The 12551-nt window shown below is 67.8% G+C and carries 9 protein-coding genes; 2 read left to right on the forward strand and 7 right to left on the reverse strand.

Annotation, left to right across the window (positions count from 1 at the left end; genetic code table 11):
* Window positions 1-271: 271 nt before the first annotated feature.
* Window positions 272-2437: an McrB family protein gene (locus BO221_RS28060; RefSeq protein WP_233166291.1), complete on the forward strand. Its 2166-nt coding sequence runs from the start codon at window positions 272-274 to the stop codon at window positions 2435-2437.
* Between the two features lie 131 nt (window positions 2438-2568).
* Window positions 2569-3786, forward strand: coding sequence for an McrC family protein (locus tag BO221_RS28065; RefSeq protein ID WP_158079920.1), 1218 nt, complete (start codon window positions 2569-2571; stop codon window positions 3784-3786).
* On the opposite strand, the gene BO221_RS28070 is transcribed toward BO221_RS28065, so the two are convergent.
* The 7 genes from BO221_RS28070 to BO221_RS28100 all read right to left on the reverse strand — a co-directional run bounded on the left by BO221_RS28070 (window position 3740) and on the right by BO221_RS28100 (window position 12046).
* Window positions 3740-5935 (reverse strand): FUSC family protein, encoded by a 2196-nt coding sequence (locus tag BO221_RS28070; RefSeq protein ID WP_073563578.1) that lies wholly within the window; start codon window positions 5933-5935, stop codon window positions 3740-3742. The genes BO221_RS28065 and BO221_RS28070 overlap by 47 nt on opposite strands.
* A gap of 14 nt (window positions 5936-5949) precedes the next feature.
* Window positions 5950-6411: a hypothetical protein gene (locus BO221_RS28075; protein WP_073563579.1), complete on the reverse strand. Its 462-nt coding sequence runs from the start codon at window positions 6409-6411 to the stop codon at window positions 5950-5952.
* 88 nt (window positions 6412-6499) lie between these two features.
* Window positions 6500-7702 carry a spore coat polysaccharide biosynthesis glycosyltransferase ExoP gene (gene exoP, locus BO221_RS28080; protein ID WP_073563580.1) on the reverse strand — a complete coding sequence of 401 codons (1203 nt, stop codon included), beginning with the start codon at window positions 7700-7702 and terminating at the stop codon, window positions 6500-6502.
* On the reverse strand, window positions 7689-8747 hold the full coding sequence (locus BO221_RS28085) for a glycosyltransferase family 4 protein (protein ID WP_073563581.1): 1059 nt from the start codon (window positions 8745-8747) through the stop codon (window positions 7689-7691). The genes exoP and BO221_RS28085 overlap by 14 nt, the downstream gene beginning before the upstream one ends.
* 19 nt (window positions 8748-8766) lie before the next feature.
* The gene (locus BO221_RS28090) at window positions 8767-9300 is read right to left on the reverse strand and encodes a serine O-acetyltransferase (protein ID WP_073563582.1); all 534 of its coding nucleotides are present in this window, start codon (window positions 9298-9300) and stop codon (window positions 8767-8769) included.
* A gap of 119 nt (window positions 9301-9419) precedes the next feature.
* Window positions 9420-10940 (reverse strand): lipopolysaccharide biosynthesis protein, encoded by a 1521-nt coding sequence (locus BO221_RS28095; protein WP_073563583.1) that lies wholly within the window; start codon window positions 10938-10940, stop codon window positions 9420-9422.
* Entirely contained in the window at window positions 10937-12046 is a 1110-nt protein-coding gene (locus BO221_RS28100) for a polysaccharide deacetylase family protein (protein WP_073563745.1), read from the reverse strand. Before BO221_RS28100 ends, BO221_RS28095 begins: the two co-directional genes overlap by 4 nt.
* Window positions 12047-12551: the final 505 nt, after the last annotated feature.

Here is a 12551-nt window from a genome sequence, read left to right on the forward strand (position 1 = left end):
CCTGACGTACGGGATGGGGTGACCGTCATCAGGCGTTGAGCCACATGCCACTCCCTACCGCTCGAAGAGCAAGCAGGCAGCCCAAGGTGGCAGGAGACGTACCGTGCTCGATGCAAGGCTCTTCCGCACACTCAAAGACACCGAGCGAGAGCTCGACAGCCAAGGCAGGCTCTACTCCCGAGCGCAACTCGATGGGTTCTACACGACCTTCCGAGACAGGTTTGGTCCGGAACGGCTGCGCACTCTGCATGGAGAGGAGTTGCTGTCGACCATGCACGACCATGGCCGGCGCGACGGCCTGGTCTACTGGCTTGAGTTCAAGGACGACGAAGAGTTACCAGCCATCTTCGGCAGCATCGCGGGAGGCAGCGCACTCAAGTTCGGCATCTATCGGCGCAAGGAGACAGGGGCCTGGATGACGGGCAGCTCCATGAGTCAGCGGGAGCTCTCCCTGCCCGATGCAATCCGCATCGCCCAGAACCACCGCGACCAGCTCCTGCTCGGTGCCAGGCTCCTTGAGAAGTTTCCCGCGAACGGCAGCGACTCGCACTACCTCGAACTCCAGCGGCATTTGGAATCCGCAGCACCCGAGCTCAGCGATCTGAGCTGGAGTCACAAGTACTGGAGTCTGCTCTTCCCCGACAAGCTCGACGACTACCACAACGGCACCTACCAGCGGTTCCACCTGATGAAGCTCTTCCAGATCCCGCCAGAAGGACGTGGGCGGTATGTGTGCTCTGGGCGCTTTGTCGCCCTCGCGAAGGAGCTCGGCCTCCCCATGAACACCTTGACGCGGTTGCTCAAATCGAGGCACGGCAGCCCGCACCGTTACTGGTGCATCGGCACCCTCGATGGGAATGGACCCTCCGCTCACTGGCCCGTGATGCGGGAGAATGCCTGCGCCGCGGTGGAAGGACGGATGCTGGGAGATCTCTCGTCCATCACGACGATGATCCCGGAGCGGGCAGGACTGAAACACCTGGGCACCATCCTGGGCCGGAATGGAGGACTGCCACCTCGGCACGGACCGCTGGCCAAACAGCTGTTCTCCTTCCTGAAGAAGGTGGGTGAGGGAGACTTCGTTCTCGCGACGAGGGGACGGATGGTTCTGGGCGTGGGGCGAGTCGAGGGAAACTACGCCTACGAGCCGTCGTCGGAATTCGCTCACCGCTATCAGGTCAAATGGCTGCCCCTGAGCGAGTTCCTGCTGCCCGAGGGCAATGGGGCCGATGTACAGACGCTACTGCGCGAAGTGGAATCCGCGGAAGGAATCGTTGCGATCGAAAAGCACCTGATGGATGCCTCGGAGGCGGCTCCCATGACAAAGCCCAGGCCCGTGCCCAGAAGCACGCAGGGCGGGCACCCGATTCCCAGCCTTCACGGGATACATGGACGCATCCAGGCGGTGCTAGAGCGTAAGGGACAGGTCGTCCTCTACGGCCCACCGGGCACAGGGAAAACCTACCTCGCTGAACAGGCGGTGCGGGAGTTGGCCGCGCACGCGGCCTTCGGGGCTCCCTTCGAGGCTCTCGACGTCTCACAGCAGAACATCATCATGAAGGGCACGGATGAGGAGGGGGCGCTCGTCCGCATGTGCAGCTTCCACCCCTCCTATGGCTACGAGGAATTCCTCGAGGGTTACCGGCCACGAGAGGAGGACTCCGAGGGCGGTCCGATGCGCTTCGTGCTGCGCGACGGCCTCTTCAAGCGCCTGTGCCTGGAGGCCCAACGACGACCCCATCTGCGCTTCTACCTGCTCATCGATGAGATCAACCGGGGCGACATTCCGCGCATCATGGGCGAGCTGCTCACGGTGATGGAGAAGAGCAAACGCGGCAAGACCGTCCTGCTTCCGATGAGCGGGACGCTCTTCCATGTGCCGGAGAACGTCTATCTCGTGGGCACGATGAACACGGCAGACCGCTCCATCGCCTTGCTCGACACGGCGTTACGGCGCCGGTTCGGCTTCCTGGAACTGATGCCGGACGCCACGCAGCTCGGCAAAGCCATGGTGGAGGGCATCCCGCTCGGACCCTGGTTGGGGGCGCTCAACGCACGAATATGCGAGTACGTCGGGCGCGACGGGCGGAATCTACAGGTGGGTCACGCCTACCTCATGGAACGCGGAGAGCCCCTCACCGACTTCCAGCGCTTCTCGCGCGTGGTGCAGGAGGATCTCATCCCTCTCCTGGAGGAGTACTGTTACGAGGACTGGGCTGCGCTGGAGAAGATTCTCGGCAACAGCCTGGTGAGCCGCAAGGAGCGGCGCGTCTGTCACGAGCTGTTCGAGCCGGCCCGCCAGCTGGATTTAATCCAGGCGCTCCTTGCTCCGAGCCCGGAGATCGGCTCGTCGGCCTCGGCCATCGCGTCCGAGGCGAGCGCCCAAGCACTCACGGAGGATCAGGACGACGCCAGCGCGGAGTCTGACAGTCCATGAACGCAGTGGAACTTTCGGAGTGGCGGAGCTGGCCTCCCGAGGAGGGGCCACGTACGACCGCGATCCACCTGGACGACGAGCCCGAGGTGCGGAAACTGGCCAGGTACCTCGACCGGTCTCGAATGCTCCGGGTGCGGGAACTCAAGAAAGGGCTGCGTCTCGAGGCGACATCGTATGTAGGGACGATCCGGCTCGGCAGCCTCTCCGTCATCATCCGCCCCAAGATCCAGGAAGCGCCGCTCCTGTCGCTGCTGCGCTATGCCTATGGGTTGCGCAACCTCGAGCTCTTCTCGGAGCTGGAGCAAAGAACTTCCCTGCTGGCCTTCCAGGACCTGCTCATTCATCAACTCGAGGCGGAGACACAGGAACTCCTCCAGCGGGGACTGCATCGTGAATACGTGCGGCAGGAGGAGGAACTCGCCAGCCCTCGGGGAAAGATAGACCTGGGTTGGTGGATGCGGCATGCCGGCTCGGGCCGGGTCACGCTGCGCTGCTCTCACCATCCCCGGTCGGAGAACCATCCGCTCAACCAGGCGCTGCGTGCCGGGCTTCATCTGGCCATGCGGCTCACGGAGGATGTCGGGCTTCGAACCCGACTGCACCGGCTCGATGCGCTGCTGCATGGGTGCTCGCGAGTGGCACTACACCCGAGGCTCCTGGAGCGAATCCTCCGCGAGACGGATCGAATGACAGCCGCCTACCGGCCGGCACTGTCCATCATCCAGGTCCTCCTCGAGGAAGAAGGAACAGCCCAAGAACCAGCCTCAAAAGAGGTGCGGCTGCCGGGATTCCTCTTCGACATGAACCGGTTCTTCCAGGCGCTCCTATCACGCTTCCTGAAAGAGAACCTTCGAGGCTACACCCTCCGTGACGAGTTCCGGCTCGTGGGGATGATGGCCTATGCCTCGGACTCCAATCCCCGAAGGCGCCAGGCCCCCGCTCCGCGGCCTGACTTCGCCATCCTGCAAGGCTCCCGCGTGATCTCGCTGCTGGATGCGAAATACCGCGACCTGTGGGAGACACAGCTGCCTCCGGACATGCTCTACCAGCTCGTCATCTACGCGCTGAGCCAAGGGTCGGCAGGAAGTGCGGCCATCCTCTATCCCACGACGACTGCGGAAGCCCGGGAGCAGGTCATCGAGGTCAACGATGTCGTTCAGGGAGGCCGACGGGCCTCCGTGGTTCTCAGGCCGGTTCACCTCCAGACCCTGGCGAAGTTGGTGAACCCACGAGAAGGCGTAGCCGCGGAACACGAACGTGAGGCCTTCGCGCTCGCTCTGGCACTGGGCCGACCCCAGGCCACTACGGGTGGCTGGCCCTTCGCGACGCGGCACCATGAAGAATGGTGAGTTGCCGGACCACCCGCTCCAGCTGGGCTCGCAGCAGGGGATCTTCCGCGGCCAGGGCAGCCGAGCCTCCGGGTGCAGGCACCTCCCCACCCAGGAGCCCGGTCATGTCGGGCAGCGGCACGGGTGGACGCCCCTGCACCACCGCACCGGCCAGATCTTCCAACACCTGATCGATGGTGCTCGCGAAACGCTCCAGGCCGTCCCGGACCCGCTCCGGGGCCCGCTCGTGATGGACGGGCGAGAGCGCGATCACCGCGGCCGCGAAACGGCGGGTATACGTGAGCAGGGTCATCAAGGGCTCGAGCGGCTCCGCGCGCCGCCGTGGCTCGGAGAGCAGCCGCTGGAAGGATGCCTCCGCGTTGAGGCTCGCCAGTCCCATCTTCCGCCGCGCCTCGCCGAGTGATGCATCCGGACCCCCCGGAGTCCCGAGCCAAGCGGAGAACACCTGCTGGAAGTACTCGCGGTCCGCCCTCAAGGCCGCCGCGAGCTGTTCGGGAAAGAGCTCCTTCTCCGCCCGCTCCCACAGGAACCAGGAGCCCGCCAGCGCCAGGGCTCCGCCGATGAGGGTGTTGACGATGCGCACCCCGGCCAGACTCCAATCTCCACTGCCCACCTCGGCCAGGAGTACGAAGGTGACCGTGAGGAAGATGGTGTAGAGCCCATAGTTCACCGAGATGACTGCCACGCTGATGGCCACGGTGAAGAACGCCAGCACCATGATGGCGTGCGGATCATGGAGCCATGCGGCGACCAACGCGGCGAGGATGCCGCCCACCATCGTGCCCACCACACGCTGCAGCCCCTTGAGGAAGGTGGGCCCGGTGTACGGCAGCATGATCGTGAGCACGGTGATCGTCACCCAGTAGCCATGACTCAGGCTCGAGTGGGCGGTGAGCCAGACCGCGATCGCCGTGGTGACGCCGACCCGGAGCGCATGCCGGAGCACGACCGAGTCCCGGGTCAGGTTCTCGCGCAGCGGCTCGAGCAACGGACGCCTCGGCTCGGGCAGAGCGGGCCGAGGAGGCTCGCGCCCGGTGGTGGACGGACGAGCATCCGCGAGGCTCGCGGCCCGCTCCAGTGCGAGCCCCGCGAACTCCCGGAGTTGCGCCAGCAACCGGGCCGCGTGAAGGGCCTGCGCACGGTCGACGACGCGCATGGCCTCGGACCCCCCGGCGTTCCCGGTTCGGGCGAGGGCTTCCCGAAGCGCCTCCGGGCCCCACTCCAGCGCGGGCAACTGCCCGGGCGGGCTCTCGGTCTCGGTGATGCGCGCGAGCTCCTGGAGGGTTCCGGAGAAGGCGGTGAGCGCGCGCGCCACCTCCTCCTGGGCCGGACGGACCCCGGTTCCGTGCGACAGGCTCTCCGTCACATCGGCGAGGGCAATCATTGCCTCGAACATCGAGTCCGCCATCTGGAGCAGGACCAACAGCCGCTCCCCCCGCGTGTTCTCGGAGCGCCCACGGCGGGTGGCGGCGAGGGTGTTCCGGGCCTCCTCCAGGGCCTCGCGCAGCCGCCCGTGGTGTCCCTGGACCAACGCCTGCCAGGCCGCGCTGTCGGCCCCGGTGGAGAGCCGGGCTACCTCGCCCACGAATTCCGACAGCGCCCGGAAGCAGCGGCCGAGCGCGAGGCGCGCGGGCCGGTAGGGGCGGATGGGCCAAAGGACGAGTGAGAGGACCATCGCCCAGCAGGCGCCCGCGAGCAGGTAGCCCACGCGCGAGAGGGCATCGAGAAGCCCGGAGGCAGGCAGGGCCAGGGAGATGACGAAGGCGCTCGCCGCGATGTTGCCCACGAAGCTGGCGGTGGCGCCGTACACCCCGGCGTAGCTGCAGGCCGTCACCCAGAACAGGGCCACGGGGATGGCCAGCGCGGGGTGGCTCCCGGCCAGACCGCCCACGAAGACCGAGAGCGAACAGGTGAGGGCCACCGCGCCCATGCTGGAGGCGCGGGAGCGGTAGGAGCCGCCCCTGTCCGCGAAGGAGGTATTGAAGCCGCCCACGCTGAGCCAGATGACTCCCGGGAGCTGGAAGACGCTGGCGGCCAGAACGGGGAGCAGTGTGGCGATCGCCGCGCGGAGGCCCGCTTTCACCGCTGGCCGCACCGGGGCGAAGCGGGCGACCTCCTTCGCATGTTCGAGCAGACGCCGGGTGAGCATGAGGTCTGGCGGAACTAACCGGACTGGCTCATGGGGAGCAAGCCGAAGTGCCGCCGGATGCGATGCGCGGGCTCCCGCAGGCCCGCCTCGTCCATCCGGCCAGCGGCCCACGCGACGGCGGGCTCCATGCGGGGAACGACGAGGTACGGCCAGGCGGGCTGCCGGACGTGGAGAATGAGATTCAACCCCAGCCGGAGAAAGGGGGAGTTGATGACGAAGGCATTGCCGAGCACCAGTTCCCGCATGAGCCCGTCATGCCGGACCATCCACTCCGCCCGTTTGCGGCGCTGCTCGGTCGATTCGATCGCGGCCCGGAGTACATCGGCGACGACGACGTGCCGCTCCCCCCGGTGAAGGTAGGACGCTGACACGTCGAGGTACTCCTCGAACTGCTGATTCGACGGCTCTCCCACGATCCGCAGGATGAGCAGCGGCCAGAGAGAGTCGTCGAAGGTGCAGAAGCGCGTGGCGGACATGGTCCACGCGCAGTCTACCCGTCCGCGAAATGCCCCGTATTGTCCCCCGGAACACGGTGGGCGGGCTGCCGGGGCACCTCGCGTCCGTCTACAATCCGCGCCCGGCCTTCACCATGGCCTCGCCGACGAAGCCGCGGATCTCCTCCACCTTGGCCTCCCAGCTCTCGTGGCGGATGCGCTCGGCGCGCTCGCGGCTGGGACCGGCGCCCTCGGCGAGGCACTCGTCCACCTTGCGCACGAAGTCCTCGGTGTCCTTCGCCAGCTTGCACAGGCCCACCTTGCGCACCTCGGGAATGTCCGAGGACACCACCGGCACGCCCGCCGCCAGGTACTCGCGCACCTTCAGCGGATTCGCGTTGAGCGTGAGCTCGTTCACCTTGAAGGGCATGAGCGCCACGTCGAACGCCTTGCAGTAGCCCGGCAGCGCCGAGTACGGCTTGCGCCCCAGCAGGTGGATGTTCTTCTCGGCCTTCAGCACCGCCGGATCCACGTCCGGCGCCACCTTGCCGATCACCACCACCGAGCCCTCCGGATGCGCCCGCGCCGTCGCGGCGATCGCCTCCAGGTCCACCCAGTCCGCCACCAGCCCGAAGAAGCCGAAGATCGGCTTGGGCAGGTTCGCGATGTCCTCGGGAATCACCGTGGCTGGATCACACGCCTTCACGAAGTGGTTGAAGTCCACGCCGTGGCGCACCAGCACCGTGCTCGGGTTGACCCGCACCTTGTTCTCCCTCAGCCGCTCCGCCGAGGTGATGCACAGGTCCGCCCGCTTCAGCAGCTGCTCCTCCATCTCGGCGATGTGCTTGCCGTTGGTGTCGCTGAAGGCCGAGAACTCGTCCACGCAGTGGTAGACGACGAACTCCTCGCCCAGCCGTCCGGACACCGGCGCCGAGGCCGGGAGGAACGACCACGAGATGGGCCGCTTGAAGTGCAGCTTGCGCATGGCCCGCAGCACCTGCGCACGCAGCAGCTCCCGGTTCGCGGCGCGCACCAGCTCCGAGCCGTAGAAGGGAATCGCCAGCGGGGCGAGCACGAAGAGGTTGGGCTCCACCTCGTGGATGCCCTCGGTGAACTTCGCCAGCTTGTTCCAGATGCGCTTCACGTCGTGCGCATTGGCCTTGGGTGCCCGGTTGCCGATGCTGTTCACCCACAAGACGCGGTTGTCCCGGGAGAGGATCCGCATGATGTGGACCTTGGACAGCGGGTCCCCATCCCAGTCGTTGGAGAAGACCACCAGATCCCTGCCACGGAGCGCCCGGCGGGCCAGCTCCAAATCTTCACTGCGCCGCATGTGTCTCGCCTCCTCCCAGAATCGTCGGTTGCACCAGATCGCCGTAGAGCTTCAGCAGCACCGGTCCGGCATCCGGTGACACCACCTGCGCGGGCCCCTTCTCGAGCGCGTGGTGCACCCGCTCGGCCAGACCCTCCGCGTTGCCCGCCCGGAACGTGTACGTCCCGTGCGGCCGCCCGCACACGTCACTGGCCACGCACGGCACGCCGAGCGCCAGCGCCTCGCGCACGGAGATGGCATCCCCGTCGTGCGTCGTGGGCCGGATGAAGGCATCGCAGCGCGAGATCAGCGCCAACGCCCGCGAGTGCTCCAGCTCGCCCATGTCCTCGATGAGCTCCTCGACCCGGTGCTCGCGGGCATCCCGCAGGAACTCCTCCGAGCGCGTCCCCGGCCCGAAGACCGCGAGCCCCACCCCGGGCAGCTCGTCCGCGATCATCCGCAGCGCGCGGAACATCAACCCGCGGCCGTAGACGGGCGAGGGGTGGTGCGCCATGGCCAGCAGGGGCAGGCGGCGGGCACGCGCCGCCTCGATCTCCGGGCTCACCCTCCCCGGCCGCACCTGCGAGCCGCAGAAGGCCGGGTACACCACGAGCTTCTCCTCGGGCACCCCGCAGCGCGCGAGCGCCTCGCCCACGGCCTCGGACACGGCCACCACGCGCGAGTACCCGGCCAGGGCCACGCGAGCGAAGGCCCGCCTCGACACGGAGGAGGCCAGGTAGTCCGGCAGCAGCCCCGAGTGCAGGGTGATGACACGGGGTGCCCGTGCCCTCACACCGGCGGTGGCCGCGAGCATCCAGGACTTCGGGTTGTTGCCGCTGGTGTGGACGTGGACGGTCCACCCCTCGCGCAGGAAGCCCGCCAGCCGCTTGCCATACTGGGTGGGGGTGCGGACGGGAATGACGTCCGGAGCCGGCCGGCCCCCCTTTCCGATGTCCAGCACCACCGTCTCCACCCCGCGCTCGCGCAGGTACCCGTGGAGCTGCTGGACGTGCACGGCCACGCCACCATGCGGCGGCGGATAGTCTCCGACGAGGAGCACTCGCATGCCCTGCCTCCTGTCTCGTCTACTGCGCGGCGGACGACGCTTGCGGGGACTCCGTCGAATCGACGGACTCGGGGCGCGGCATTGGCGGGCGCAGCCCCATCTCTCGTTCGTAGGCGGCGAGCGGATCCGCGTCCCGGCGGATCTCCCGGGCGGGAATACCGCCCACCACCGCGCCAGGGGCCACGTCCTTCACCACCACGGCATTGGCGCCGATCACCGCGAAGTCGCCGATGCGGACGTTGCCGAGGATCTTCGCGCCCGCACCAATGCGCACATAGTCGCCGATCACCGGCAGATCCTTCAGGCCCGAGCGCCCACCAATGGTCACCTGGTGCGAGATGAGGCAGTGACGGCCGATCCGCGCGTCCTTGTGGATGACGATGCCCATGCCGCCGTAGCCCAACTGCGTGCCCTCGCCGATCTCCGTCTCCGCGGGGATGTACGAGCCATGCAGGTAGTGGATGGCCTTGCGCAGCACGGCTGGCAACACGGGAATGCCCCGCAGGTACAGCTTGCGTCCCAGCCGGTACATCGACATCGCATCAATCCCCATCACGCCTCTCCCCTGGTTGTACGGAGCCCCAAGCTAGGTACCCGCCCTCCGGGGCGGGAACCCCCCCCAGATTCCCCATCGTCCACCTCCCACCTCCGCGGATGTTGGACGACTGAAGCTCACCCGGCGCGGCGGGCGCGCAGGCTGGCGAGCACGCTCAGCGGCCGCACACCCGTGGCGTACAGGACGCCCACATAGCCCAGGCCGAACAGCAACCCGGCGAGCGCGAGCGGCAGGGCCCTCCAGAGGAAACCCTCGGGCAGGCCGCCCCAGGCATGCACGGTGCCGGCGCGTAGCAGGAAGACGCTGGCCGCGGCGGCTCCGGCCGCGAGCGAGGCCTTGCTCAACTCCCGCCAGGGGATGACGTCGCGGATGCGCAGCGGGTGCTCGGGCGTGGACAGCGCCGCCGGCACGCGCACGAGCAGCGAGAGCTTGCCCACCACCTCGGCCACGGCCCAGGACACGACGGCGCCCATCAACCCGAACTGCTTCACGCCCACCCAGACGAGCGGCACCGTCACCGCCGCCTTCAACAGGTACGAATAGAGGATGGAGCGCGTATGCCCCCGGGCGCGCAGCACGCCGTCCATGGGGAGGATGGCGAACACCACGCCCAGCACGCTCACCCGGAAGATGGGAACGGCCGCGAGGTACTCCGCCGTATAGAAGGTGCCGATGAACTCGGGCGCCGCTGCGAAGAGGAACGCGGCGAAGGGAAGGAAGGCGAAGGCCAGCTTGCCGGCGGCCTCGCGGAAGGCCACCACGCCCTCTTCCAGGCGCCCCTGCTTCTCCAGCTCGCCCAGGCGCACCATGAGGACCTCACTGGTGGGCGTGTAGAGCAGATCCACCAGGGGCAGCTGGCTGCACCCCACGCGGTAGACGGCGTAGAGCGCCGGGGCCACCGCGCCTGCCACCATGTAGAGGTGGGCGTTCTGCTGGGGAATGGCCACCGCCATGGCCAGGCCGAAGGGCGCCGCGTAGACGATCTGCTCGCGCCACAGCCCGGGGCGCAGCAACGGCCCCGTGCCCCGCGGCACCACCACCCACGCGGCCACGAAGCGCACGAGCGCGAAGCCCGCCACCGCCAGCATCATCCCGTGCAGGCCGAAGCCCAACAGGCACGGCACCACCATGGCGGCCGTGCGCACCACCTCGGAAACCGCGTACACGAAGGCCGAGTGCTTCGTCCGGCCCTGGCTCGTGAGGGAGATCTCCAGCGGAAAGGCGGCGAGCAGCAGCGCGGTGTAGGCCGCGAGCGGCGCGCGGAACTCGAGCAGCGCCGGGTTGTTGAACTGCCGCGCCACGGGCCCGAGCAGCGTCCACACCAGGGTACCGGCCACCAGGCCCGCGCCGGTCATATAGAGGAGCGTCTGGCCCAGCCAGGGACGCTTCTCGTCGGCGCGAGGCAGGAAGTAGTAGAGGCTCTGCACCACCCCGAAGGGCAGCACGTAGTAGAGCGTCGTGGCGATCAGGAAGAGCTGGAAGTAGGTGCCGTACTCCTCCTTGCCCAGCACCCGCGCCAGGACGAAGGGAATGCAGAAGGTGAGCCCGGCGCCGAGCAACCGGGCGAGCACCAAGGGCCCCGCCTTCCCCAGGAACGAGGAGGCGGGGGCTGCCGCGGGGACCTGCTTTTCGCTCACCAGACCACCTCGCCGCGCGGGGCGTTCTGCAGGCGCCGTCCGAGGACGGGCGCGCGCATGCCCAGCGTGCTGAAGCAGTCATCCAGCTGGCACACCGTGAGGGTTTGCGAGTACGTGCCCGTCATGCCCACGCTGAAGTTCTCCCAGAGCACCTTGCGCTTGAGGGTGAAGGGATCGCCGCCCATGAGGTTGGGCATGTCCTCGGTGGTGACGGCCGAGCGGAACCCGTTGGCCTTGAGCACGCGGATGACCTCGTCCGAGTACCAGCCGTTGCAGTAGGCGAAGTCGCGCACGGTGATGCCGGCCTCGCGCTCGATGATGGCCTTGGACTCGCGCACCTCGCGCTCCACCACGTCGAGCGGCTCGTGCGTGAGCACCACGTGCCCCAGCGTGTGCGCGCCGAAGTCGTAGCCGTCCTTGACCATCCGCCGCACTTCTTCCCAGTCCATCAGGTCTCCCTGGTCGGGGAGCAACTCCGGGCCGGTGCCCAGCCGCTCCTCCAGGGCCTGGATGGTCTCCACGAGCGTGGAGGTCGGGTAGCGGCCGATGAAGTCATCGAGCGCCGCCGACAGCCGTTTGCGCCCGGAGAGCACGGTGTCCAACAGCTCCGTGGTGGGCGCGGGCATCACGTCGAACACGGGCTTGTAGCCCCGCGCTTGCGCCATCCGCACCAGGTGGAAGAGCCGATCATGGTTGAAGCGCTGCCCGGTGCCGATGAGGGCCGCCGGCAGGTAGGTGATGGCCGGCACGCCCATCTGCTTCAGCACGGGGTAGCCGTACCGGTACACGTCCCGGTAGCCGTCGTCGAAGGAGACGACGCACAGATCCTTCTGCGCCACACGCCTCCCGGCCATCACGTCCAGCGCGTCCCCCAGCGAGGCGAACTCGTAGCCTGCCGCGGACAGCCCCTCGAGGTGCTTCCGGAACGTCTCTTGCGAAATGAGAAGACCTGGAATGGAGCGCTGTAGCTCTCCGGTGAAGTCGGCCACCACCCGGTGGTAGCTGACGATGAGGATGCGACGCCCCCCGGACTGATGGCGCCTATAGGCCGCGAGCGCCTTGCGGAGGCCGCTGTGATGCAGCACCCCCGCCGCCGCGGATTTCATCGCCCGTCGCATCATTCCCCGCATGTCCATCGCTGAATCCCTCCCCTAGATGCCCGCCGCCCAAACTCCGTGCCTCAGCGTGTGCACGCGCGATGCCAGCCGCCCCGCACCGTGTCGCGGGAAGGCCGAGCCCCTGGGAAAGGTAAGTCCGTTCCCATCCGGATACGTCCATGCCGCAGGATCGGCGCAAGCGAGGCGTCAACAGGCGGAAAGATCTGCCGTTCCGCCCCGGACAAGGGCTCGCGGTGCCCTTCCCGAGCCCACCACCTCACAGGGCCCCGGGGAAAAGCGCCCAGGCGATTGAAAAAACTTCCCTCCGCCGCATGCCCCCGGATTTCCCTCCGAGGGGTGTAGTGGGGACCTCCTACACCCGCCCGGGACCCGGGGACGGGCTGACGCCCGGGGGTCCAGGCCTCGTCCTGGGGCCCCGCTCCCAGGCTCCTGTGCAACCAGACGAGCCCGCTTTCACTGGAGTGTGGAGAAATTTCCAGTTACGAACGCTTCC

The sequence above is a fragment of the Archangium sp. Cb G35 genome (genome assembly GCF_001896145.1).
In the GTDB taxonomy this organism is placed as follows: domain Bacteria; phylum Myxococcota; class Myxococcia; order Myxococcales; family Myxococcaceae; genus Archangium; species Archangium violaceum.